Origin of the sequence: Enterobacter sp. JMULE2 (genome assembly GCF_013337145.1) — a bacterium.
In the GTDB taxonomy this organism is placed as follows: Bacteria; Pseudomonadota; Gammaproteobacteria; order Enterobacterales; family Enterobacteriaceae; genus Enterobacter; species Enterobacter mori.
Genome location: NZ_SGWD01000010.1, coordinates 1,338,887 through 1,364,884, shown reverse-complemented (window position 1 = coordinate 1,364,884; position 25,998 = coordinate 1,338,887). Strand labels below are relative to the sequence as shown.

Annotated in this window: 23 protein-coding genes and 1 pseudogene; all 24 read left to right on the top strand. The window is 46.6% G+C overall.

What is annotated here, in order from left to right; all coding sequences use genetic code 11:
* The first annotated feature begins 45 nt into the window (after positions 1-45).
* The 24 genes and pseudogenes from wcaJ to gndA all read left to right on the top strand — a co-directional run bounded on the left by wcaJ (position 46) and on the right by gndA (position 25,952).
* Positions 46-1,440: an undecaprenyl-phosphate glucose phosphotransferase gene (wcaJ, locus tag EXW94_RS07330; RefSeq protein WP_108418179.1), complete on the top strand. Its 1,395-nt coding sequence runs from the start codon at positions 46-48 to the stop codon at positions 1,438-1,440.
* 1 nt (position 1,441) lies between these two features.
* The gene (gene wzxC / locus EXW94_RS07325; RefSeq protein WP_120157867.1) at positions 1,442-2,920 is read left to right on the top strand and encodes a colanic acid undecaprenyl disphosphate flippase WzxC; all 1,479 of its coding nucleotides are present in this window, start codon (positions 1,442-1,444) and stop codon (positions 2,918-2,920) included.
* A gap of 15 nt (positions 2,921-2,935) precedes the next feature.
* Positions 2,936-4,216 (top strand): colanic acid biosynthesis pyruvyl transferase WcaK, encoded by a 1,281-nt coding sequence (gene wcaK / locus EXW94_RS07320; protein WP_174339808.1) that lies wholly within the window; start codon positions 2,936-2,938, stop codon positions 4,214-4,216.
* Entirely contained in the window at positions 4,213-5,433 is a 1,221-nt protein-coding gene (gene wcaL, locus EXW94_RS07315; protein WP_174339807.1) for a colanic acid biosynthesis glycosyltransferase WcaL, read from the top strand. Before wcaK ends, wcaL begins: the two co-directional genes overlap by 4 nt.
* A 12-nt stretch (positions 5,434-5,445) precedes the next feature.
* Positions 5,446-6,837 carry a colanic acid biosynthesis protein WcaM gene (gene wcaM / locus EXW94_RS07310; RefSeq protein WP_174339806.1) on the top strand — a complete coding sequence of 464 codons (1,392 nt, stop codon included), beginning with the start codon at positions 5,446-5,448 and terminating at the stop codon, positions 6,835-6,837.
* 177 nt (positions 6,838-7,014) lie between these two features.
* Positions 7,015-7,911 (top strand): GalU regulator GalF, encoded by an 897-nt coding sequence (gene galF, locus EXW94_RS07305; RefSeq protein WP_010431970.1) that lies wholly within the window; start codon positions 7,015-7,017, stop codon positions 7,909-7,911.
* 354 nt (positions 7,912-8,265) lie between these two features.
* Positions 8,266-9,351, top strand: a complete 1,086-nt coding sequence (gene rfbB / locus EXW94_RS07300) for a dTDP-glucose 4,6-dehydratase (protein WP_174339805.1) — start codon at positions 8,266-8,268, stop codon at positions 9,349-9,351.
* The gene (gene rfbD / locus EXW94_RS07295) at positions 9,351-10,250 is read left to right on the top strand and encodes a dTDP-4-dehydrorhamnose reductase (RefSeq protein ID WP_174339804.1); all 900 of its coding nucleotides are present in this window, start codon (positions 9,351-9,353) and stop codon (positions 10,248-10,250) included. Before rfbB ends, rfbD begins: the two co-directional genes overlap by 1 nt.
* A 52-nt stretch (positions 10,251-10,302) precedes the next feature.
* Complete coding sequence (gene rfbA, locus EXW94_RS07290; protein WP_174339803.1) at positions 10,303-11,181, top strand: glucose-1-phosphate thymidylyltransferase RfbA; 879 nt, start codon at positions 10,303-10,305, stop codon at positions 11,179-11,181.
* Between the two features lie 2 nt (positions 11,182-11,183).
* Complete coding sequence (rfbC, locus tag EXW94_RS07285) at positions 11,184-11,732, top strand: dTDP-4-dehydrorhamnose 3,5-epimerase (protein WP_174339802.1); 549 nt, start codon at positions 11,184-11,186, stop codon at positions 11,730-11,732.
* Between the two features lie 47 nt (positions 11,733-11,779).
* Positions 11,780-12,778 carry a UDP-N-acetylglucosamine 4,6-dehydratase (inverting) gene (gene pseB / locus EXW94_RS07280; RefSeq protein ID WP_174339801.1) on the top strand — a complete coding sequence of 333 codons (999 nt, stop codon included), beginning with the start codon at positions 11,780-11,782 and terminating at the stop codon, positions 12,776-12,778.
* Positions 12,778-13,929 carry a UDP-4-amino-4,6-dideoxy-N-acetyl-beta-L-altrosamine transaminase gene (gene pseC / locus EXW94_RS07275; RefSeq protein ID WP_174339800.1) on the top strand — a complete coding sequence of 384 codons (1,152 nt, stop codon included), beginning with the start codon at positions 12,778-12,780 and terminating at the stop codon, positions 13,927-13,929. The genes pseB and pseC overlap by 1 nt, the downstream gene beginning before the upstream one ends.
* A complete protein-coding gene (gene pseF, locus EXW94_RS07270; RefSeq protein ID WP_174339799.1) occupies positions 13,930-14,640 on the top strand; it encodes a pseudaminic acid cytidylyltransferase in 711 nt (236 codons plus the stop codon).
* Positions 14,618-16,150, top strand: coding sequence for a UDP-2,4-diacetamido-2,4,6-trideoxy-beta-L-altropyranose hydrolase (gene pseG / locus EXW94_RS07265; protein WP_174339798.1), 1,533 nt, complete (start codon positions 14,618-14,620; stop codon positions 16,148-16,150). Before pseF ends, pseG begins: the two co-directional genes overlap by 23 nt.
* Positions 16,150-16,398, top strand: coding sequence for an N-acetylneuraminate synthase family protein (locus tag EXW94_RS28185; RefSeq protein ID WP_254797809.1), 249 nt, complete (start codon positions 16,150-16,152; stop codon positions 16,396-16,398). The genes pseG and EXW94_RS28185 overlap by 1 nt, the downstream gene beginning before the upstream one ends.
* Positions 16,364-17,203 (top strand): pseudaminic acid synthase, encoded by an 840-nt coding sequence (gene pseI, locus EXW94_RS07260; protein WP_254797808.1) that lies wholly within the window; start codon positions 16,364-16,366, stop codon positions 17,201-17,203. Before EXW94_RS28185 ends, pseI begins: the two co-directional genes overlap by 35 nt.
* Before the next feature lie 195 nt (positions 17,204-17,398).
* Entirely contained in the window at positions 17,399-18,346 is a 948-nt protein-coding gene (locus EXW94_RS07255; RefSeq protein ID WP_174339797.1) for a hypothetical protein, read from the top strand.
* A 314-nt stretch (positions 18,347-18,660) separates the two neighbouring features.
* Positions 18,661-19,698 (top strand): DUF6418 domain-containing protein, encoded by a 1,038-nt coding sequence (locus EXW94_RS07250; RefSeq protein ID WP_174339796.1) that lies wholly within the window; start codon positions 18,661-18,663, stop codon positions 19,696-19,698.
* A pseudogene (locus tag EXW94_RS07245) lies at positions 19,691-20,797 on the top strand (glycoside hydrolase family 99-like domain-containing protein). Before EXW94_RS07250 ends, EXW94_RS07245 begins: the two are co-directional and overlap by 8 nt.
* A gap of 9 nt (positions 20,798-20,806) precedes the next feature.
* Positions 20,807-21,136 (top strand): hypothetical protein, encoded by a 330-nt coding sequence (locus EXW94_RS07240; RefSeq protein ID WP_174339795.1) that lies wholly within the window; start codon positions 20,807-20,809, stop codon positions 21,134-21,136.
* A gap of 32 nt (positions 21,137-21,168) precedes the next feature.
* Positions 21,169-21,867, top strand: coding sequence for a hypothetical protein (locus tag EXW94_RS07235; protein WP_174339794.1), 699 nt, complete (start codon positions 21,169-21,171; stop codon positions 21,865-21,867).
* Positions 21,868-22,020: 153 nt separating this feature from the next.
* Positions 22,021-22,962 carry a glycosyltransferase family 2 protein gene (locus EXW94_RS07230; protein ID WP_174339793.1) on the top strand — a complete coding sequence of 314 codons (942 nt, stop codon included), beginning with the start codon at positions 22,021-22,023 and terminating at the stop codon, positions 22,960-22,962.
* 8 nt (positions 22,963-22,970) lie between these two features.
* Complete coding sequence (gene wbaP / locus EXW94_RS07225; protein WP_174339792.1) at positions 22,971-24,395, top strand: undecaprenyl-phosphate galactose phosphotransferase WbaP; 1,425 nt, start codon at positions 22,971-22,973, stop codon at positions 24,393-24,395.
* Positions 24,396-24,545: 150 nt separating this feature from the next.
* Positions 24,546-25,952, top strand: a complete 1,407-nt coding sequence (gndA, locus tag EXW94_RS07220) for an NADP-dependent phosphogluconate dehydrogenase (RefSeq protein WP_174339791.1) — start codon at positions 24,546-24,548, stop codon at positions 25,950-25,952.
* Positions 25,953-25,998: the final 46 nt, after the last annotated feature.

The following is a 25,998-nucleotide window of genomic DNA, read 5'->3' as shown; positions in this document are numbered from 1 at the left end:
ATTTGCCCCTCCCGGTGGGAGGGGGAACCGAATACAGGAACAACGATGACGAATCTAAAAAAACGCGAACGAGCGAGAACGAATGCATCGTTAATCTCTATGGTGCAGCGTTTTTCTGATATCACCATCATGGTCGGCGGATTGTGGGCGGTGTGTCGGATTAGCGGGCAACCGTTCTTATATATGCATCTGCTGATGGCATTGATTGCGCTGGTCGTGTTTCAAATGATCGGCGGGATGACCGATTTTTACCGCTCGTGGCGTGGGGTGAAAATCACCACCGAGCTGATGTTGTTGCTGCAAAACTGGACCTTAAGCCTGATTTTCAGCGCCGGGCTGGTGGCATTCAGCCATGATTTTGATAACCGCCTCGTGACCTATCTCTGCTGGTACCTGTTGACCAGCGTGGGCATGGTGGTCTGCCGTTCGCTGATCCGCTTCGGTGCGGGCTGGCTGCGCAATCGGGGTTACAACAGACGCTATGTGGCCGTAGCAGGGGATTTGCCCGTCGGCCAGGTGCTGCTCGACAGCTTCCGCAAAGAGCCGTGGTTAGGTTTTGAAGTGGTGGGGATCTACCACGACGCGAAGCCGGGCGGCGTCCCGTCTGAGTGGGCTGGCAACTACGAGCAGCTTATCGACGACGCGAAAGCCGGGAAGATCCACAACGTCTATATCGCCATGCAGATGAAAGACGAATCCCGCATTAAGAAACTGATGCGCGAGCTGGCGGATACCACCTGCTCGGTGATACTGATCCCGGATGTCTTTACCTTCAACATCCTCCATTCCCGCATTGAAGAAGTGAACGGCGTACCGGTGGTACCGCTGTACGATACGCCGCTGTCCGGCATTAACCGCGTACTCAAGCGCGTGGAAGATATTGTTCTCTCTTCGCTGATCCTGCTGCTGATTTCGCCTGTGCTGTGCTGCATTGCGCTGGCGGTGAAAATCAGTTCACCCGGGCCGATTATCTTCCGCCAGACCCGCTACGGCATGGACGGCAAGCCGATCATGGTGTGGAAATTCCGCTCCATGAAGGTGATGGAAAACGACAAGGTGGTGACCCAGGCGACGCAGAACGATCCGCGCGTGACACGCGTGGGGAACTTCCTGCGCCGGACCTCGCTGGACGAGCTGCCGCAGTTCATTAACGTTTTCACCGGCGGCATGTCGATTGTTGGCCCGCGTCCTCACGCGGTAGCCCATAACGAGCAGTACCGTTCACTGATTGAAGGCTACATGCTGCGCCATAAGGTGAAGCCAGGCATCACCGGCTGGGCGCAGATCAACGGCTGGCGCGGCGAGACCGACACGCTGGAAAAAATGGAAAAACGCATTGAGTTCGATCTGGAGTACATCCGTGAGTGGAGCCTCTGGTTCGATATCAAGATTGTTTTTCTGACCATCTTCAAAGGTTTCGTGAACAAAGCGGCGTACTAAGATGAGCTTACGTGAAAAAACCATCAGCGGCGCCAAGTGGTCGGCCATGGCCACCATCGTCATCATCGGCCTTGGGCTGGTGCAGATGACGGTGCTGGCGCGCATTATCGATAACCACCAGTTCGGCCTGCTGACCGTCTCGCTGGTGATTATCGCGCTGGCCGATACGCTGTCTGACTTCGGTATCGCCAACTCGATTATCCAGCGCAAAGAGATCAGTCATCTGGAGCTGACCACGCTCTACTGGCTGAACGTCGGGCTGGGGATCTTCGTGTTCGTACTGGTGTTCCTGATGAGCGACACCATCGCTCGCGTGCTGCACAACCCGGATCTGGCTCCGCTGATGCGCACGCTGTCGTTTGCCTTTGTGGTGATCCCACACGGGCAGCAATTCCGCGCGCTGATGCAAAAAGAGCTGGAGTTCAACAAGATCGGCATGATTGAAACAAGTGCCGTGCTGGCGGGCTTTACCTTCACCGTGGTGAGCGCCCATTTCTGGCCGCTGGCGATGACCGCCATCCTCGGTTACCTGGTTAACTCTGCCGTGCGTACGCTGCTGTTCGGCTACTTTGGCCGCAAGATCTACCGTCCGGGACTGCATTTCTCTCTCGCTTCCGTCTCGTCCAACCTCCGCTTTGGCGCGTGGCTGACGGCGGACAGCATTATCAACTACGTCAATACCAACCTCTCGACGCTGGTGCTGGCGCGCATTCTGGGCGCGAGCGTGGCGGGGGGCTACAACCTGGCCTACAACGTCGCGGTCGTACCGCCGATGAAGCTGAACCCGATTATCACCCGCGTGCTGTTCCCGGCGTTTGCCAAGATTCAGGACGACACCGAAAAGCTGCGCGTTAACTTCTACAAGCTGCTTTCCGTAGTGGGGATTATTAACTTCCCGGTGCTGCTGGGGCTGATGGTGGTCTCCAGCAACTTCGTGCCGCTGGTGTTTGGTGAGAAGTGGAACGGCATCATCCCGATCCTGCAGCTGCTGTGCGTGGTAGGGCTGCTGCGCTCCGTGGGGAATCCGATTGGTTCCCTGCTGATGGCAAAAGCGCGTGTGGACATCAGCTTTAAGTTCAACGTATTCAAAACCTTCCTGTTTATTCCGGCAATTATCGTGGGTGGACACATGGCGGGCGCTATCGGCGTTACGCTCGGGTTCCTGCTGGTGCAAATTATCAACACCGTGCTGAGCTACTTCGTGATGATCAAGCCGGTGCTGGGCTCCAGCTACCGTCAGTACATCCTGAGCCTGTGGCTGCCGTTTTATCTCTCCTTACCCACGCTTGCGGTCAGCTATGGCCTGGGCGTGGTGCTCAGCGGTCATCTGCCGCTGGCGGCGCTGCTGGCGGTTCAGGTCGCCGCGGGCGCGCTGGCGTTCGGCGTGATGATTGTGCTGTCGCGCAACGCGCTGGTGGTGGAGATGAAGCGCCAGTTTTGCCGTAACGAAAAAATGAAAACGCTGCTTCGCGCAGGCTAATTTTAAGAGGCCATTATGAAATTACTTATTCTTGGCAACCATACCTGCGGCAACCGTGGCGACAGCGCCATCCTGCGCGGTTTATTGGATGCAATTAACACCCTTGAGCCTGAGACAGAAGTGGATGTGATGAGCCGTTATCCGGTCAGCTCATCCTGGTTACTGAACCGCCCGGTAATGGGCGACCCGCTCTACAGCCAGATGAAACAGCACAACAACGCTGCGGGCGTGATGGGGCGCGTGAAGAAAGTCCTGCGCCGTCGCTACCAGCACCAGGTGCTGCTTTCTCGCGTGACCGACACCGGCAAGCTGCGCAATATCGCCATTGCCCAGGGCTTTACGGATTTTGTCCGTCTGCTCTCCGGCTATGACGCTATTATTCAGGTCGGCGGTTCGTTCTTCGTCGATCTTTACGGTGTGCCGCAGTTTGAGCATGCGCTTTGCACCTTTATGGCGAAAAAGCCGCTGTTTATGATCGGCCACAGCGTCGGGCCATTCCAGGATCCGCAGTTTAACCAGCTGGCGAACTACGTGTTTGGTCATTGCGACGCGCTGATCCTGCGCGAGTCCGTGAGCCTGGACCTGATGAAGCGTAGCGAGATCGACACGTCAAAAGTTGAGCACGGCGTGGACACCGCCTGGCTGGTGGACCACCAGGTCGATAATTTCCAGCCGAGCTACGCGGTACAGCACTGGCTCGACGTGGCGGAGAAACAAAAAACCGTCGCCATCACCCTGCGCGAGCTCGCGCCATTTGATAAACGTCTTGGCACCACGCAGGCGGCGTATGAGAAAGCCTTCGCCGACGTGGTGAACCGCGTGCTGGACAGCGGCTACCAGGTGCTGGCGCTCTCCACCTGTACCGGTATCGACAGCTACAACAAAGATGACCGCATGGTGGCGCTTAACCTGAGTCACCTGGTGAACGACCCGTCGCGCTACCACGTGGTGATGGACGAGCTGAACGACCTGGAGATGGGCAAACTGCTCTCCGCCTGTGACCTCACCGTTGGCACGCGCCTGCACTCGGCCATTATCTCCATGAACTTCGGCACGCCAGCGATTGCCATCAACTACGAGCACAAATCAGCGGGCATTATGCAGCAGCTTGGCATGCCGGAAATGGCGGTCGATATTCGTCATCTTCTCGACGGTTCGCTTGGCTCCATGGTCGGCGACACGCTGGGACAGCTGCCTGCGATTAACGAACGCCTGGCCGTGGCGGTGAAAGCCGAGCGCGAAAAAGGGATCGGCATGGTGAAATCGGTGCTCGACCGCGTCGGGGAGGGGAAATGAAGGTTGGTTTCTTCTTACTGAAATTTCCGCTGTCGTCTGAGACCTTTGTACTGAACCAAATCACCGCGTTTATCGATATGGGATATGACGTGGAGATTATCGCCCTGCAAAAGGGCGATACACAAAACACCCATGCGGCGTACACCCAGTATGGGCTGGGAGCCAAAACCCGCTGGCTGCAGGATGAACCGGGCGGGCGGCTGAACAAACTGCGCTACCGCGCCAGCCAGACGCTCCGCGGGCTGCACCGTCCCTCGACGTGGCGAGCGCTGAACGTGTCGCGCTACGGGGCGGAATCCCGCAATCTGATCCTCTCCGCCATTTGCGGGCAAACGGCGCAGCCGTATCGTGCGGATGTGTTTATCGCCCACTTCGGCCCGGCGGGCGTGACCGCCGCGAAGCTCCGCGAGCTGGGGGTCATTGACGGCAAAATCGCGACCATTTTCCACGGTATCGATATTTCAAGCCGGGAAGTGCTGAACCACTATACCCCGGAGTATCAGCAGCTTTTCCGCCGCGGTGACATGATGCTGCCCATCAGCGAACTGTGGGCCGGTCGGCTGAAAAAGATGGGCTGCCCGAGCGAAAAAATTACCGTTTCGCGGATGGGCGTCGATATGGAACGCTTCACCCAGCGCCCGGTGAAGGTGCCGGGGAAACCGCTGCAGATTATCTCGGTCGCGCGTTTAACCGAGAAGAAAGGGCTGCACGTCGCGATTGAAGCCTGTCGTCAGCTAAAAGCGCGTGGGGTGGATTTCCACTATCGCATTTTAGGTATCGGCCCTTGGGAGCGCCGACTGCGCACGCTGATCGAACAGTATCAGCTGGAAGGCTGCGTGGAGATGCCGGGCTTCAAGCCAAGCCATGAGGTGAAGGCGATGCTCGACGAGGCGGATGTTTTCCTGCTGCCCTCCGTGACCGGTGCGGACGGTGATATGGAAGGTATTCCGGTCGCGCTGATGGAGGCCATGGCCGTGGGGATTCCTGTTGTGTCGACGCTGCACAGCGGGATCCCGGAACTGATCAGATCGGAGTATTCCGGCTGGCTGGTGCCTGAAAATAATGCTTTCGCCCTGGCCGATCGCTTAGCGGCCTTCAGCGACATCGACCAGCAGGAGCTGGTACCGGTGCTGCAAAATGCCCGACAAAAAGTCGAAACAGAATTTAATCAGCAGGTGATTAATCGCCAGTTAGCGAGCCTGCTGCAAACGCTGTAACGCCGAGGTTGTATGCTGAAAAAGATTACCCGACGCCATTTTGTCTCTTCCTTATCCGTCCTGGCGGCAATGCCGCTGCTGTCGCCGCGCGCCGCGCGGGCAGCCACCGGGAGGACGGTCTCTGTGGAACAGTACAACAACAGCGACTGGATCGCCGCCTTTAAGCAGGCGTTCTCCGAGTCCGACACCGTTGTGGTACCCGCCGATCTCGTCTGCGATAACATCAATACCGGGATTTTTATCCCCGACGGTAAAACGCTCCTGATACGGGGTGGGCTCAAAGGCAACGGGCGCGGGCGCTTTGTGCTTCAGGAAAGCAGTAAAGTCATCGGTGAGGGAGAAGGGCGCACGCACAATATCACGCTGGATGTCCGCGGCTCCGATTGCGTCATCAAAGGTCTGGCGATGAGCGGCTTTGGCCCCGTCACGCAGATCTACATCGGCGGCAAAAAGCCGAGGGTGATGCGCAACCTCCTCATCGACAATATCAACGTGAGCCAGGCCAACTACGCCATTTTGCGACAGGGCTTCCATAATCAGGTGGACGGTGCGCGCATTACCAACAGTCGATTTAGCCACCTGCAGGGTGACGCGATTGAGTGGAACGTGGCGATCAACGACCGTAACATTCTGATCTCTGACCATGTGATCGACAACATCAACTGCACCAACGGCAAAATCAACTGGGGGATTGGCATCGGGCTTGCGGGCAGTACCTACGACAATGACTACCCTGAAAAGCAGACCGTGAAGAACTTCGTGGTGGCCAATATAACGGGCAGCAACTGTCGTCAGTTAGTCCATGTCGAAAACGGTAAGCACTTTGTTATTCGCAATATTAAGGCTAAAAACATTACCCCCGACTTCAGCAAAAAAGCGGGAATAGATAACGCCACGGTAGCGATTTACGGCTGTGATAATTTCGTTATTGATAATGTCGACATGGTCAATAGTGCTGGAATGTTAATCGGTTACGGCGTAATTAAAGGCAACTACCTGTCGATACCGCAGAATTTTAAGCTCAACGATATTCGCCTGGATAATCGGCAACTTGCCTATAAGCTGCGCGGAATACAAATTTCATCCGGCAACGCGACCTCTTTTGTCGCCATCACCAACGTTGACATGCAGCGCGCAACGCTTGAGCTGCACAACAAGCCTCAGCATCTTTTCTTGCGTAACATCAACGTGATGCAGGAAGCGGCCGTGGGACCGGCGCTGAAAATCAAATTTGATTTGCGTAAGGACGTGCGGGGCAAGTTTATGGCCAAAGACGAAACGCTGCTGTCGCTGGCAAACATTAAGGCCGTCAATGAAAAGGGGCAAAGCTCGGTGGATATTGACCGGGTTGACCAGCATGTTGTGAATACGGAACGGCTGAATTTTGCGCTGCCGAGTAGATAATCACCCGCGGGTAATTTTTGCGACGATTCCTGGTTGGATAATGTGATCTATTCAGATTACAACTACTGTAATTTGTGGTGCCTGGGCGTAACATGAATCCAGAATTACAGCAAAACGTACTGGCGAAAACAGGTTTAAAAGCTATAATTCGTCAACCATTTTAAGGTGGAAGATATAATGATTAATTTGAAAGCAGTCATTCCGGTAGCGGGTCTGGGCATGCATATGCTGCCAGCCACCAAGGCAATTCCTAAAGAGATGCTGCCGATCGTCGACAAGCCGATGATTCAGTACATCGTCGACGAGATTGTTGCTGCAGGGATCAAAGAAATCGTTCTGGTCACGCACTCCTCGAAGAATGCGGTTGAAAACCACTTCGACACCTCTTACGAACTCGAAGCGTTGCTTGAGCAGCGCGTTAAGCGTCAGCTGTTAGCAGAAGTTCAATCTATCTGCCCGCCTGGCGTAACTATCATGAACGTGCGCCAGGCGCAGCCGCTGGGTCTGGGCCACTCGATTCTGTGCGCGCGTCCGGTCGTGGGTGATAACCCGTTCATCGTCGTCCTGCCGGATATCATCATTGATACCGCATCTGCTGACCCGCTGCGTTACAACCTGGCGGCAATGGTGGCGCGTTTCAACGAGACGGGGCGCAGCCAGGTGCTGGCGAAACGCATGGATGGCGATCTCTCTGAGTACTCTGTTATTCAGACGAAAGAAGCGCTGGAGACGGAAGGGCAGGTGAGCCGCATTGTTGAGTTCATCGAAAAACCGGATCAGCCTCAAACGCTGGACTCCGACCTGATGGCCGTTGGCCGCTATGTTCTGAACGCGGATATCTGGGCCGAGCTGGAAAAAACGGAGCCAGGCGCCTGGGACCGTATCCAGTTGACCGATGCGATCGCTGAGCTGGCGAAAAAACAGTCCGTAGATGCCATGCTGATGACCGGCGACAGCTACGACTGCGGTAAGAAAATGGGGTATATGCAGGCGTTTGTGAACTACGGCCTGCGTAACCTGAAGGAAGGAGCGAAGTTCAGAAGCCGCATTGAGAAGTTGCTGGCTAACGACTGATTTTTTCTTTCTTGATTTGCACAAGCGGCAGTCATCATTTGGGTATGTTGAAACATAACCAAAATGGTAGCTGCCTTTTTTTGTTATTAATTCTAATGATAATATGGATTTATCTGATTTAAATCTGGTCAGATTTGTAACGATTTGTGCTTGTTTCTGAGGTCGTTTAGGACGACAATTAACGGCAGTTTTTTGTCTGTAATCAGACCTCAAAATCCTTTATTCAACATTCGCTCAGTGCACTGGTAGCTGTTAAGCCAGGGGCGGTAGCGTGCAAAATTTCTGAAGCCGTTATTATTAATCGGCTTCCAGAGCATCAATATCTCGATATACCCATTAGATGGAATAGCTAACGTGAAGATTCTTGTTACGGGCGGTGCCGGTTTTATCGGCTCAGCAGTGGTGCGACATATTATTAAAAATACCCAGGATGCAGTCGTCAATGTGGATAAACTGACGTATGCCGGTAACCTGGAGTCACTGACCGACGTTAATGATAGCGATCGTTATGTCTTTGAACATGCGGATATTTGCGATAAAGCGGCAATGGATCGCATTTTCGCCGAGCATAAACCGGATGCGGTGATGCACCTTGCGGCAGAAAGCCACGTTGACCGCTCTATTACCGGCCCCGCTGCGTTTATTGAGACTAATATTGTCGGTACCTATGTGCTTCTGGAAGCCGCACGGGCTTACTGGTCGACGCTGGATGACGCGGCCAAAGCGGCGTTTCGCTTCCACCACATCTCTACGGATGAAGTGTACGGTGATTTACCTCATCCTGATGAACACTCTGCCTCTGATGAGCTGCCGCTGTTTACAGAAACCACAGCCTATGCGCCAAGCAGCCCGTATTCAGCGTCTAAAGCGTCCAGCGATCACCTGGTTCGCGCATGGCTGCGTACCTACGGTTTCCCAACGATTGTGACCAACTGCTCCAATAACTATGGCCCGTATCACTTCCCTGAGAAGCTGATCCCGCTGGTCATTTTGAATGCCCTGGACGGTAAAGTGCTGCCTATTTACGGCAAAGGCGACCAGATCCGCGACTGGCTGTACGTTGAAGATCATGCGCGCGCGCTTTACACCGTTGTAACCCAGGGGAAACCGGGCGAGACTTACAACATCGGTGGGCATAACGAAAAGCAAAATCTGGACGTTGTGCACACCATTTGCGATCTGCTGGATGAAATCGTGCCGAAAGAGGGCTCCTATCGCGATCAGATCACCTACGTCGCTGACCGCCCCGGGCATGACCGCCGCTACGCGATTGATGCGCATAAAATTGGCGTTGAGCTGGGATGGAAGCCTGAAGAGACCTTCGAAAGCGGTATCCGTAAGACCGTTGAATGGTATCTGAGCAACCAGGACTGGGTTAACAACGTTAAAAGCGGTGCTTATAAGACCTGGATCGAACAGAATTACGGAGAACGTCAATAATGAACATTCTTCTGTTCGGCAAGACAGGGCAGGTGGGTTGGGAACTCCAGCGCGCGCTCGCACCGTTAGGGAACGTGATTGCACTTGACGTGCATTCCAAAGAATACTGTGGAGATTTTAGCAATCCAGAAGGGATCGCTGAAACCGTCCGCACCATCAGACCTGACGTCATCGTCAACGCAGCGGCGCATACTGCAGTGGATAAAGCTGAATCCGAGCAGGCGTTCGCGCAGTTGCTTAACGCAACCAGCGTCGAGGCAATCGCAAAGGAAGCGGCGAAAATTGGTGCCTGGGTGATTCACTATTCTACTGATTACGTTTTTCCAGGCGATGGCGAAACGCCATGGCGTGAAATGGATGCGACCGCACCGCTCAATGTATATGGTCAGACCAAGCTCGACGGCGAAAAAGCGCTTCAGGCACATTGCGCTAAGCACCTGATTTTCCGTACAAGTTGGGTTTATGCCGGCAAGGGTAATAACTTTGCAAAAACAATGCTTCGCCTGGCGAAAACGCGTAAAGAACTTTCCGTGATCAACGATCAGGTTGGTGCGCCAACAGGCGCTGAGTTACTGGCTGACTGTACCGCACATGCAATCCGTGTGGCGATGGTTAAACCGGAAGTGGCTGGTCTTTATCATCTGGTAGCATCGGACACGACCACCTGGTATGACTATGCCGCGTTAGTATTCAATGAAGCCAGAAAGGCGGGGATTGAACTGGAAATTGAAAAACTCAATGCCGTTCCAACCACCGCGTATCCTACGCCTGCGCGTCGTCCGCAGAATTCGCGTTTAAATACAGAGAAATTCCAGCATAACTTTGGCCTTGTATTACCGGCATGGGATGTGGGCGTTAAACGAATGCTCGCAGAGCTTTTTTCAGCTGAATCAATCTAATCATTAAATAATTGCCCGGATTCGGGCAATTTGTATTTATAGAGAAATTACAATGGCTACGCGTAAAGGTATTATTCTTGCTGGTGGATCCGGCACTCGTCTCTATCCGGTTACTATGGCTGTGAGCAAGCAACTGCTGCCAATTTATGACAAACCGATGATTTACTATCCGCTGTCAACGCTGATGTTGGCGGGGATTAAAGACATCCTCATCATCAGTACCCCGCAGGACACGCCACGTTTTGAACAACTGCTCGGTGACGGCAGCCAGTGGGGGGTAAACCTTCAATATAAAGTGCAGCCAAGCCCGGACGGCCTGGCGCAGGCCTTTATTATTGGCGAAGAGTTCATTGGTGACGATAGCTGCGCGTTGGTGCTGGGCGATAACATTTTCTATGGTCATGACCTGCCAAAACAGCTTGAAGCTGCGTTGAATAAAGATGATGGTGCAACGGTATTTGCCTATCACGTTAACGACCCTGAACGCTATGGCGTTGTGGAGTTTGATAAAAACGGTACGGCCATCAGCCTGGAAGAAAAGCCGCTGGAGCCTAAGAGCAGCTATGCCGTTACGGGTCTCTATTTCTATGATAATGATGTTGTAGAAATGGCAAAAAATCTTAAACCTTCTGCGCGCGGTGAGCTGGAAATTACGGATATCAACCGTATTTACCTGGAGCAGGGACGTCTGTCAGTTGCCATGATGGGACGCGGTTATGCCTGGCTGGATACCGGTACACACCAGAGCCTTATTGAAGCCAGTAATTTTATTGCGACAATCGAAGAACGTCAGGGACTTAAAGTTGCTTGCCCGGAGGAAATTGCATATCGCAAAGGTTTCATTACAGCTGAACAGGTTAAAAAATTAGCAGAACCACTAGCTAAAAACGCCTATGGTCAATATCTGCTTAAGATCATTAAAGGATATTAACAGTGAATGTAATTAATACTGGAATTCCGGATGTGTTGATTTTCGAACCAAAAATTTTTGGTGATGACCGTGGTTTTTTCATGGAAAGTTTCAATCAACAGCTCTTCGAATCCGCTGTCGGGCGTAAAGTTCAGTTCGTGCAAGATAATCATTCAAAATCGTCAAAAGGCGTTTTACGCGGTTTGCATTATCAGCTAGCTCCTTATTCCCAGGGAAAATTGGTTCGATGTGTTACTGGTGAAGTGTTTGATGTTGCAGTAGATATCCGTAAGAGTTCTTCAACATTCGGAAAATGGGTAGGCGTCCACCTATCTGAACAAAATAAGCGTCAGTTGTGGATCCCTGAAGGGTTTGCTCATGGTTTCCTTGTTCTAAGTGAAAGTGCTGAATTTTTATATAAGACAACGAACTACTACGCACCTGAGTTTGATCGTGGTATCAAATGGAATGATCCTACAGTAGGCATTGATTGGCCAGACGAAGAGGGAGTTATTCTCTCTTCTAAAGATCAAGTACAACCACTGTGGAATGATGTGGAATTTTTTGCATAATCTTATTGTTGGCAATTCGTCTAACAAATTTGAATAGAGTAAATATCATGTTTAATGACAAAGTAATTCTTGTTACTGGTGGTACAGGTTCTTTTGGTAATAAATTCGTTCGCATGACGCTTGAAAAATATAATCCTAAAAAAATTATCATTTATTCGCGTGATGAAATGAAACAGTGGGAAATGGCAAAGCATTTCAAAGATGAAAGTCGCATCCGTTTTTTCATCGGTGATGTGCGCGATAAAGATCGTTTGTACCGCGCGTTAGATGGGGTTGATTTCGTGGTGCATGCAGCAGCAACAAAAATCGTTCCTACCGCAGAATATAACCCGTTTGAGTGTGTGAAAACCAACATCAACGGTGCGATGAACGTTATTGATGCATGTATTGATAAAGGTATCGAGCGTGTCGTAGCACTGTCTACTGACAAAGCAAGTAGCCCAGCAAACCTGTATGGTGCAACTAAACTGGCATCCGATAAATTGTTTGTGGCAGGTAATTCCTACTCCGGTGCAACCAAGACTCGCTTCGCCGTTGTGCGATACGGGAACGTTATGGGATCCCGTGGTTCCGTAATTCCATTCTTCCTGTCTATCAAAGACAAGGGCGAACTGCCAATTACCGATGACCGCATGACCCGTTTCATGATTACCCTGGAACAGGGTGTGGAACTGGTTTGGCACGCCTTCAATGACATGGAAGGCGGCGAGATCTATGTTAAGAAAATCCCATCAATGAAAGTAACTGATGTTGCAACGGCTGTTGCTCCTGACGCAACTCAGAAAGTGATCGGTATTCGTCCGGGTGAAAAACTGCATGAACAAATGATCAGTGCTGAAGATGCGCATTACACCTATGAATACCCTGAACACTTCAAAATCCTTCCTGCAATCCATAACTGGTGCGATTCTCCTGAACGTATTAAAGATGGTAAACGTGTACCAGAAGGGTTCGTTTACGAAAGCGACAGCAATACCGAGTGGATGAGCATTGAAGAACTGCGTCAATGGATTGATGATAACCGTGAAAAAGTAGGCAATATCTAATGAAATTTATCCCCTACGGACGGCAGGATATCTCAGAAGAAGATATCAGTGCAGTGGTGGACGTACTGAAGTCTGATTTCTTGACTCAGGGGCCATGTGTTCCACAGTTCGAGCAGGCCATTGCTGACTATGTTGGCGTTAAAAACGCTGTTGCGGTTAATAGCGCAACGTCTGCACTTCATATTGCATGCTTAGCGCTGGGGTTGAAAAAAGGCGACTGGCTTTGGACTTCGCCTAATACCTTTGTGGCTTCGGCAAACTGTGCGCTCTATTGTGATGCCAATGTAAGCTTTGTTGATATCGATCCGCAGACGTACAACATGAGCGTCAATGCGCTGGAAAGCAAACTCATTGCGGCGAAAGCAGAAGGCAAATTGCCTAAAGTGGTTGTACCCGTTGCATTTGCTGGCCAGTCATGTGAGATGGAAGCAATCCATCGTCTTTCTAAAGAGTATGGTTTCGCCATTATTGAAGATGCATCTCATGCGATCGGCGGCAGCTATCAGGGTGCCAAAATTGGTAACTCACGCTTTGCCGACATTACCATTCTGAGCTTCCACCCGGTGAAGATTATCACCACGGCGGAAGGCGGTATGGCGCTGACGAACAATGATGCGCTGGCAGAAAGCATGCAGCTTTTCCGCAGCCATGGCATTACTCGTGACAGCGAAAAAATGACCAAAGCATCTGAAGGTGGTTGGTACTACCAACAGGTTGATCTTGGGCTGAACTATCGCATGACCGAGCTGCAGGCTGCACTGGGCGTTAGCCAACTGAAGCGTATTGACGGTTTTGTGGCCCGTCGCCATGAGCTTGCAAAACGTTATCACACGGCGTTTGACGGTGTCCCGGTTGCTATACCGCTGCAGTCCGACAGTGGATACAGTGGATTGCATCTTTATCCATTGACGGTAAATGATCCTGCTCAGCGTAAGCCGCTGTTTGATTATCTGCGCGATAAAGGTATCGGGGTTAACGTTCACTATATCCCTGTTCATACTCAGCCTTATTATGAGCAGTTAGGCCATAAAGTGGGGGACTACCCGGCCGCGGAGGACTATTACTCTCGTGCGATTAGCATTCCTATGTACTCCACTCTGACAGATGAAGAGCAGGATTACGTAATTCAGTGCATCCGGGAGTTCTTTTAAATGAATGTGGCAATCATTCCTGCGCGCGGTGGCAGCAAGCGTATTCCGCGTAAAAACATAAAAGAATTTTGTGGGAAACCAATGATTGCCTGGTCCATTGATGCCGCTCAAAAGAGCGGCGTCTTTGACCGAATCATTGTATCAACCGATGATGAAGAGATAGCAGAAGTCGCACGGCAATACGGTGCTGAAGTACCGTTTATGCGTCCTGAAGAGCTGTCGAATGACTTTGCCGGGACAATCCCTGTGATTCGTCATGCAACCGACTGGCTTATTAGCAACGGTTGCGCGTTAGATTTTGTCTGCTGTATTTATGCCACTGCGCCTTTTATCCGCGCGGAGGATATTGTTAGTGGTTTAAAGACGCTCCGTGAGCAGCAAGGTGATTACGCCTTCACCGTTTCGAGATTCCCCTACCCGATACAGCGGGCACTTAAAGTCAGTGATGAACAACGTATAAGCATGTTTTCACCTGATATGTTCCATGTTCGTTCACAGGATCTTGAAGAGTCCTGGCACGATGCAGGACAGTTTTACTGGGGAACATCGTTTGCCTGGCTTAATGAAAAGCCGATTTTTAGCGCAGACTCCTATTCAATCGAACTTCCGCGTGAGCGTGTCCAGGACATTGATACGCCTGAAGACTGGCGCGTTGCAGAGTGGTTGTTTAAAGCCATGGAGTTTAAAAATGAACGTGTTTCTAAGGGCTGATTCATCTCTTTCGATCGGCTCTGGCCATATCATCAGATGTCTAAATCTGGCGAAGGCTTTAAAAAAAGCGGGTGCCCAGTGCTTTTTTATATCTAAAGACCATCGCGGGAATATAGTAGAAAAAATAATTCACGACGGCTTTCCGGTAAAAGTTATTTCCGTTTCTGAAAAAACAGACGGTTATATACGCGATGAAAAATCATGGCTAAATGGTAGCCAGGCAGATGATGCGGAACAGTTTATTTCTTTAGTGGCTGAGACGTGTATTGAACCCGACATTATTGTCGTTGATCATTATTCACTCGACAGTGAGTGGGAAGTAATCGTAAAAACACGTTTCCCTGACGCCCATCTCGTGATTATCGACGATCTCTGTAATCGTCCACACCGTAGTGATTTATTAATTGATCAAACCTATCTGCGTCGTGCTGAAGAATATGCCTCATTAAATCAGAATAATGGCAAGATTCTTGCGGGTGCGAATTATGCTTTGCTTGACCCTCTGTTTCCGCGCTTAAGAAATCAATCAATTGCGCGCAAAGCCAGCATTGCTATACCGAAAAAACTCATGTTAACAATGGGTGGAGTTGATGCCCATAACGTTGCTGGCAAAATGCTGGGCCTGCTTGAGCAGGTATCTTTTGAGAACATAGAAAAAATTACTGTTATTTTGGGTACAACGTGTCCTCACCGTGCTGAAATAATTACCCTTGCCGAAAAATCGAAATACAATGTTTACGTTCTGATTAATGTATCCAATATGGCAGAAATTATGTCAGAACACGACTTTGCTATAGGCGCGATGGGGGGGACGACATGGGAGCGCTGTGTTATGGGGCTTCCTGCCGTGAATGTAGCTATTGCGGATAATCAAAGTACTATTGCAAAAAATCTGGCACAAGCGGGCGTAATAGTTCTCAATGCTGAACATTTTATGCTAACTGATATTAGCTCCGCGCTAAATTATGTGATTGCGCATTATCATGAGCAGAGACTTCTTGCTATGGATATTTGTGACGGTCAGGGGATTTTCAGGGTTATTCAGGAAATGATATTAATGCCTGCAAAAGATGGCGCCAACGTGACTCTTCGCCGTGCTACAGTCGACGATGTTGACTTTGTATATCAACTTCAATGTGAACCTGGAACGCGGCAATTTGCACGCAACCCCGATGTTCCTGCATATGATAGCCATGTTAAATGGATGCAGAAAAAACTAGACGCCGATGATTCTTTCTTTTACATCATTGAACACGGTGACTCATGCGGCGTCGTTCGATTAGATCCCGTGCAGCATGCATGTGCAAATTATGAAATATCAATTTTCCTCACTTCTGCGTGTCATGGTATGGGCATTGCGAGTGCGGCTATCAAGCGTGCTTTAATGTTGCACGCTGATTTAGCGATACTAGCAACAGTTTTGCCAGAGAATAATGCATCGCATCAATTGTTTGAGCGTGTTGGATTTTTGAAGTTAACTCCCAGTGAATATATTAGCGAGAAAAAATAATGAACGAATTTATTACAATTGATGGTCGTAGAATTGGCAAAGATCATCCTCCTTATATTATTGCTGAGCTTTCGGCGAACCATAATGGTGACATTAATCGCGCTTTTAAAATTATGGAAGAAGCGAAAGGTGCAGGTGCAGATGCCATAAAATTACAAACATACCGTGCAGACACCATCACCATTGATTGTGATACTGAAGATTTTCAGATTCATGGCGGGCCTATGGGATGGGCAAACACTTTTTAATTTATATAAAGGGGCACAAATGCCTTGGGAATGGCATAAGCTTCTATTTGATAAAGCTAAAGAACTCGGAATCACTATTTTCAGTAGTCCTTTCGATTATACGGCTGTAGATCTTCTGGAGGAACTCGGAGCCCCTGCCTATAAAATCGCTTCATTTGAAGCTATCGATCTGCCACTCATAAAATATGTTGCAAAAACAGGCAAGCCGATGATTATTTCAACGGGTATGGCTGACGAGCAGGAGATTCAGGAGGCTATTAATGCAGCACGTGACGGTGGTTGTAAGGAATTAGTCGTGCTTCATTGTGTAAGCGGCTATCCAGCACCCGCAGAAGAATACAATCTTGCGACTATTCCTGATATGGCAGAAAGATTTGGTGTGATTACAGGGTTATCTGACCATACAATCGATAACACCACAGCGGTTGCTTCAGTTGTGCTTGGGGCTAATGTAATCGAAAAACACGTTACATTAGACCGCAATGGAGGTGGACCAGATGATAGTTTTTCACTTGAACCTGCTGAGTTGATTGCATTATGCCGTGACGCCAAAACGGCTTGGAAGGCATTGGGTAGCGTAAATTATGCACGTAAAGAGAGTGAAAAAGGAAATGTAAAATTCAGACGATCACTTTATGTAGTTAAAGATATTAAAGCTGGTGAAGTTTTTACCGAGGAAAATATTAAAAGTATTCGACCAGGTTTTGGTATTGCACCTAAATATCTTGATCTAGTCCTTGGGCGGAAGGCATTGTGTGATATCACCAGAGGTAATCCACTTAAAATGGAAATGGTAAATGTTTGAAGAGATCTATGATTATATAAAAATTAGAAATGACAAAGATGATAAATTTCTAACAGCAATTATGCAGCAATATAATAATAATGCGAGATATTCTAATTATTTATAAGGTGTCTGCTTACGCCTTTGTTTACGTATCTCCGGCCTAATAACAAAGTACAATATATATTTTTTTCCAATAAATATTCTGACATTATATTGAATCTGCCTAAAGGTTCAGTTTGTGTTATTGGTGGGCCAAAACAAATAAATTATTGTGTAAAAAATAAGATCCCATTGATTTCTAACATGAAGTATTGGGAGGTGCTAAGTAAAGGGTTTTCTAATCTCCTTGCTCCTGAAACGCTTCATATAGTGCATCAGAAAATGTTAAAGGAAATTAGTGGATATATTACAGAAGAAACCGTTTTTATTATTGATAATGATTCTATGCCAATGCAAAGGGCTATTATCAATGTAATGAAAGATTTGAATGTAAAAATTCTTCTTATTCAGGATGGTCTATTTCAAAGTCGAACACCTGCTAACTTTATACATGGATGGAAAAGTGATAGAATTCTTTGCTATGATGAACACCAAAAAAGAATTTTAACAGATAAAATTAATAAAAAAGTAAAAATTGATGTCGTAGGTTTTTATAAAGCAATAACTTATAGGAAAATCCCTGAAGAATCAAGACGAATATGTTTTTTAGGGCAACCGTGGTTTAAATATGGAACAGATTACCAGGAACGATATTTAGAAATAGTTCGTTTAATCAATAAAAAAATGGATGGGGATATCATTTATTTCAAACCACATCCATGGGAATTAGACGCTCCATATATAGGGGAAATTGAAAATATCTATATTGGGTCAATGGACGAAGTTCTAAATGATTTTGATTGCTTCATTTCTCTTACTTCAACTGCCCTATATGAGGCAACAATCGCAGGGAAGTTGTCTATCCAAATTTTAGATGATAAATTTGAATGTGATGATTTCCAGAATTATGGCTATGCATATTCTATCGATGTTGAGGGGATCGAAAAAGGAAATTTAAATAATCTTTTAAAGTACGAGCCAATTAATGAGCATAAGCAACATGAAAACTATTTACAAGATTACATTGACTATTTCCGTTTAAAAAAATATACGTTGGATTAAATGGTGAAATTAAGTTTTTCTCTGAAGGTGTTCAGTATATATATTCTTTCATTAACTCTATGTTTATATAGTTTTATGGGGTTGGAAAGCTATTATATTGCGAATTTTCTCTCTGTTATTTGCTATATTTCTTTTTTTTACTTGTATATAGAGAAAAGCAACTTTTATTTTTTATTTTCTTGCCATTGTCTTTTCCACATCTAACTGCTATTGTCTCTAATTTTTATATAGACACTGGCACATATATTTCAGAACTTTCAATATATTCATATTCAACTGGTGCAGTAAATAGGTTGGTTTTTTTGGTATTGACGATGTTTATCGTTGCTATTATGGTTTCGAGTTATGTGATTGAAAGATATAGGTTTCAGCAGTATTATATTAATTTTTCCATTAAAGGATTTGAAAAAAACTTTATTGTTATTCTTTCCACTTTGATTATATCTATATTAGTATTCGGTCTCTTGAAGTGGGGGACGCCATTATCAATGTCGGAGCAACGTTTTGAATATTGGGCGCAGCATCCCTTTCCAGTTCTGCGAGGAGTGCTTTATCAGACTTATTTGATAGGGTTCCTAGTTGGTTGTTCTTTTATAAATAGTCAAAATAAAAAAACATTAGTGATTATTATGCTAATGGTAATAATAGTGAATTTATTATATGGTGAAAAATTCACAGGCATTTATCTTCCACTGATGTATTACTTAATAGGATACATGATTTCTTATTACATTATACATAACAAAGGGCGAAGATTAGTTACCTTTGGTGTATTAATCTTAATGTTATCTCTTTTAATTATTGTATTTTCAATAGTTTACTATCAATATAAATATATTCATAACGTTGGCAGTGATGTATTAGGTTATATACTTGCAAGAATATTTTCACTTCAAGGCGAGGTATGGTGGGGAATCGATCATTATTATTTCTCTGGCGAGTTATCACCTAAGTTTCAATATCTTTTGGAAGAAGGATTATCATGTGAAAATTATGGCGGTTTGTATTTTTTAATGCGTGAGATCGCTCCTTGGAGTTTAGTAAGTTCCTATTGTGATAGGGGTGTAACATTCACGATGGGGTTCCCGGCAATAGGGCTCGCAACAATAGGATTTTTTAATTCCTATTTACTGTGTGTTTTTGCGGGTTTGCTATTGGCATTGACAGCGATTCTTGTTACTAATTCTATTAGAAATAAAAACTACATCGCGATGTTTGTAAGTTTTAAAGTTATTCTAATAGAAACGCATGCCTTGGCTATGGGTAATTTTTACAACATTATTGATAGTAAATTTGCCATTTATATTATAGCATTATTTTTTATCTCAAGGATTCGTTTTAGATATGAGTAAGCTTATTGCAATGTATTTACCGCAATTCCATCCAGTAAAACGGAATAATGAATGGTGGGGAGAAGGGTTTACTGAGTGGCGTAATGTGGTCAAAGCGAAGCCTCGTTTTGCAGGCCATAATCAACCACAGCTTCCTGCCGATCTGGGTTACTACGATTTACGTCTTGCAGAGACAAGAAATAAACAAGCTGAAATGGCACGAGAGTATGGCATCCACGGCTTTTGCTATTACCATTATTGGTTCAATGGTGAACTGCTGTTGGAGCAACCTGTAGAAGAAATGCTAAGCACAGGTACTCCTGACATGCCGTTTTGCTTATGCTGGGCTAACGAGAACTGGACTCGTGCCTGGGACGGTATGGAAAGAGAGGTTTTGATTAAGCAGGATTATACCGATTCTGATGCTGAATCGCATATGAAATATCTTGCACCTTATTTTCTTGATCGTCGCCATATCAAAGTTGATGGCAAGCCTGTTTTCTTAATTTACCGCGTAGATAATATTCCTGAGCCGAAAAAATACATCGAGCTTATCAGGAAATATGCCGCCGATAATGGTGTGGCAGAGCTTCATTTAGTTGCTGTTAAAAATGGTTTTGTTGAGCTTCGCGATGAAGAAATTCTCTCGCTCGGTTTCGATGCTATTATGGATTTTCAGCCTAATCGTAATGATTTCCCTCAGGATAAAAGTCATCTTCTCAATTTGTCGTCGATACTGCGCGAAAAATACTTCCTGAATCGATCTATCAAGCACTGAAGGGAAGCGTTTCGGCAGTTAATCGTATTGATTACAAGCAGCTCGTTGCAGAGAAAACAGCGAAGGATTGGCCCTACTGGATACGTTAAATATCCAGCTGTATTTCCTTCCTGGGATAACACAGCACGGAGAAAAACGCCGACTGTTATTCAAAATAATGATCCTGAAGACTATCGCAAATGGCTCGAATACGCGATCAAATCGACTTCTACATATGATCCGGAAAAACAGTTTGTTTTCATTAATGCCTGGAATGAATGGGCAGAGGGTTGCCACCTTGAGCCCGATGAAATCATGGGCAAAACTTTCCTTGAAGTCACTTGCTCAGTTTTAAAAAAATAAAGCCCAATTGTGAAAATATATAATTTACTCATTCGTGGCGCTACGCTGGCAAGTCGCTTCGTTCTGGTTATTTTCATTGCCAAGTTCCTCTCTACTGAGGAGCTTGGTGCTTATTCTTTATTTGCCGCATCAATCACTTATGCGCTATTTTTTGTGGGTATGGATTTTTATACATTTTCTTCACGAGAAATCCTATCTGTAGATAAATCCTTATGGTTTGGCATTGTTAAGAACCAGTTTGTATTTTATTTATTATTTTATTTTATTGGTTTTCCTTTAATATACAGTCTTTTTATTTTGGTTTTCTCCCAAAGCAATTTATTCTTTGGTTTTATTTGATTCTTGTTGCCGAGCATTTGGCTCAAGAATCAATGCGTCTGCTTGTCGTACTCGATAAAGCATTCTTAGCAAATATCTCTTTGTTCATTCGCTCGGGCGTTTGGGTATATGCAGCAGTAGTAATTATGTTTTTCAGCGATGGTTTACGAGAAGTAACAACGATCTTGGGCCTATGGCTTGTTGGGTCCAGTCTATCAATATTACTTGTAATCCCTCAGTTAAAACGGTTGCATCAGATCTCTGCTAGTTCTCAAAAAATTGATTTCAGCTGGATGTTACAAGGAATAAAAGTTGCTATACCGTTGCTTATAGGGACGCTTGCATTACGTTCGATCTATCTTGTTGATCGGTATTCGCTTAGTTATTTTGCTAACCTTTCTGCAGTAGGGATATACTCATTTTATTCAAGCTTTGCCAGTGCATTGCTCGCGTTTGTTGATGCTGTTGTTGTAATGCAAATTTATCCTAAGATTGTTAGTTCCGTTAAAAACAATGATTTAAATGGATTGGTTTATTACAAAAGAAAATTTGTAAAATCAGTGTCAATACTCAGCCTGATACTCGTCGTACTGTTACCTGTTGGAGTATATTTGCTCCTTCTGTGGATGAATAAATCAGAGTACCTTGAATATATCCCTTTGTTGGCCCTTCTTATGCTCAGTAGTATATATACAGTTATGCATTACTACCACACTACGAGTTGTATGCACATAACGAAGATAAGAAAATAATAACGTCCTCAGTTTTAGCTGCCATTGTGGGTGTGATTATTATGCCAGTTGGTGCATATTACTATGGTGTATATGGCGTTGCTGGGGGCCAGGTTTTAGCTGTGACATTCTTGTATGTTTATAAAATAATGCTTTTAAAGAAGAGTAAGCTTTATGCATAAAAATATCTGCGTAGTAGTTCCTACATGCAACGGTGGCAAAATTTGGGAAGAAGCTGCAGCTCAACTTTCGGTTCTGAAAGATAAAACAGTATCAGTTGTAACGATTGATTCAGAATCGACAGACGCAACAAGAAATACCTCTGAAAAATATGGTTTTGTGATCCTGAATGTTAAACGTTCAGAATTCAATCATGGTGGCACCAGAAACATTGCAGCTCGCTATTGTATAGAAAATTTTGGCGCGGATTTAATTGTGTTTTTAACTCAGGATGCTATTTTGCAATCCCCTGAGGATGTTGCTGATATAATAACGGCTAAATTTTCAGAAAATGCAAGTCTTGCAGCTATTTATGGCAAGCAAATTCCGCATGATGATGCGAATTGTATAGCGCAGCATGCACGCTTTTATAATTACAAAAAAACGGCTTATACAGCAACACCTGAAAATCATCAGAGCATGGGCTTAAAGGCTGTATTCTTATCCAACTCCTTCTCAGTGTACAGTTCACAAATTTTTACTACTCTTGGTGGTTTTCCCGAGAATACTATTCTTTGTGAAGATATGTATTTTGCGGCGCGGTCTATTCAAAATGGTTTCTCAATAGGCTACTGCCCAGAGATAGTTGTCAAGCATTCGCACAATTACACACCATCTGCCGAATTTAAACGTTATTTTGATATTGGCGTATTTCACTCATGCGAACCATGGATTGGTCAAATCTATGGCGGTGCAGGCGGTGAGGGAAAGAAATTTCTCAAATCAGAATTAATGTTTTTACTCAAAAATAATCCACTTTATGTAATACCTGCAGGCATTAATAATGCCATGAAGATAATCGGTTATAAACTCGGTAAAAATTATAAAAAAATGTCACCGGAAAGATGTAAAGCGTTTAGTATGCATAAGGCCTATTGGAAATCGGAGACTAAGTGAGCAGGACAATGACATCATCACGCACCTTTTTTTATACTAAATGCACTGTCGCTTTGGTTGATTTTATTGCTGTAACTCTGCCATTTTTCATTGCACTTGGTTTGCTTGACCTGTTTACTGGAAATCTACCGCGCTTTATTCCACAAAGCGAGTTTGACGACCGAGTCATAACCCATGTTTCATTGGGCATTATATGTATCGGCTGGTTCTGGACCCGTCTACGACATTATTCCTACAGAAAGCCTTTTTGGTTTGAGATGAAGGAACTGCTTCGTACGCTTGTCATTTTTGCAATCATTGAGTTATCTGTTATTGCATTTTCCAAGTGGCAATCATCTCGCTATCTATGGGTCTTGACCTGGACGTTTGCGATGATCATGGTGCCGGTTGGACGAGCGTTGTCGCGAAGATTACTTAATCGCTTGGGATGCTGGAAGAAAACAACCGTTATCATTGGTACAGGAAAAAATGCTTCAGATGCTTGCCTTGCGCTTCGTAGCGAAGAAAGCCTGGGTTTTGATGTAAAGTATATGTTTGGTGCAAATCCGGGGTACGCCGATAAAACCAAGGATATTATTTATCTAAATGATGAAGACTGGTTGCTATCACATTTTGATGAGAAAGTTGTTCAATTCGTGATTGCTGTTGAATCCGATGAATCAGACGTCCGGGAATACTGGCTCAAGACATTGTCGAAGAATGGCTTTAGACATGTCTCAGTTATTCCAACAACACGTGGGCTTCCGCTCTATGGTACGGATATGGCTTTTTTGTTCAGCCATGAGCTGATGATTTTCCGCGTGAATAACAATCTCGCTAAAAGAACATCGCGGTTTGTTAAGCGTACGTTTGACATCATCTGTTCAATTCTTATTATCCTGGTCAGTTCTCCGCTCTTAGCCTTCTTGTATTACAAAGTGACCCGCGACGGGGGGCCCGCTATTTACGGACATATGCGAGTTGGGCGTCATGGTAAATTGTTCCCTTGTTATAAATTCCGTTCAATGGTCCTGAATTCGCAAGAGGTACTCCAGCAGTTGCTTGATTCAGACCCTGAGGCTCGCGCAGAGTGGGAACGTGATTTTAAGCTTAAGAACGATCCTCGCATTACGCCTGTTGGACGATTTATCCGTAAAACGAGCCTTGATGAATTACCTCAATTGTTCAATGTATTGAGAGGTCAGATGAGCCTTGTTGGGCCGCGCCCAATCATTTCTGAAGAGCTCGTAAGATATGACGAAAATGTCGATTACTATCTGATGGCGAAACCCGGCATGACGGGGTTGTGGCAGGTGAGTGGCCGTAATGATGTGGACTATGATACTCGCGTCTACTTTGACTCATGGTACGTTAAAAACTGGTCGCTCTGGAATGACATCGCTATTCTGTTCAAAACAGTGAAGGTGGTTCTTCATCGTGATGGTGCATATTAATGCACCAATAACCGGGTTTTATCTTCATTGAGTTCAATCTTAAGAAGACATCTATTGCTACCTTCCGGCCTCTAACCTGAGTTAACATGTTCTTCACTTTACCCGCCGCTTACGTTACGGCGGGGTATCCACACCTGACAGGAGTATGTAATGTCCAAGCAACAGATCGGCGTTGTCGGTATGGCAGTGATGGGGCGCAACCTGGCGCTCAACATCGAAAGCCGTGGTTATACCGTCTCCGTTTTCAACCGCTCCCGTGATAAGACTGAAGAAGTCATCGCTGAGAATCCAGGCAAGAAACTGGTTCCTTTCTATACGGTTAAAGAGTTCGTTGAGTCTCTGGAAACGCCTCGTCGTATCCTGTTAATGGTGAAAGCGGGCGCGGGAACCGATGCTGCTATCGATTCCCTGAAACCGTATCTGGATAAAGGCGACATCATCATTGATGGCGGTAATACCTTCTTCCACGACACCATTCGTCGTAACCGTGAACTGTCTGCGGAAGGCTTTAACTTCATCGGTACCGGCGTTTCCGGTGGTGAAGAAGGTGCACTGAAAGGTCCATCTATCATGCCTGGCGGCCAGAAAGAAGCGTACGAACTGGTCGCTCCTATCCTGACTAAAATTGCAGCCGTTGCAGAAGACGGCGAGCCGTGCGTGACCTATATCGGTCCTGACGGTGCTGGTCACTATGTGAAGATGGTCCACAACGGCATCGAATACGGCGATATGCAGCTGATTGCTGAAGCATACTCCCTGCTGAAAGGTGGCCTGAACCTCTCTAACGAAGAACTCGCTGAGACCTTCACTGAGTGGAACAAAGGCGAGCTGAACAGCTACCTGATCGACATCACCAAAGATATCTTCACTAAAAAAGATGAAGAGGGTAAATACCTGGTTGATGTGATTCTGGATGAAGCAGCGAACAAGGGTACCGGTAAATGGACCAGCCAGAGCTCTCTGGATCTGGGCGAGCCTCTATCCCTGATCACCGAATCAGTGTTTGCACGTTACATTTCCTCTCTGAAAGAGCAGCGTGTTGCCGCTTCAAAAGTACTGTCTGGCCCTCAGGCCAAGCCAGCTGGTGATAAAGCTGCATTCGTTGAGAAAGTTCGTCGTGCTCTGTATCTGGGTAAAATCGTCTCTTATGCACAAGGTTTCTCTCAGCTGCGTGCCGCTTCAGACGAAAACAACTGGGATCTGAACTACGGCGAAATCGCGAAGATCTTCCGTGCTGGTTGCATTATCCGCGCTCAGTTCCTGCAGAAAATTACCGATGCGTACGCTGAAAATGCTGGTATCGCGAATCTGCTGCTGGCACCGTACTTCAAGAAAATCGCTGACGAATACCAGCAGGCGCTGCGTGACGTGGTTGCTTACGCTGTGCAGAACGGTATCCCTGTTCCGACCTTCTCCGCTGCGGTGGCGTACTATGACAGCTACCGTGCTGCTGTACTGCCAGCGAACCTGATTCAGGCACAGCGTGATTACTTCGGTGCGCATACGTATAAACGTACCGATAAAGAGGGTGTATTCCATACCGAATGGATGGAATAATTTAATCAACTGGCTGTGAACATAACCCGGAGAACTCTCCGGGTTT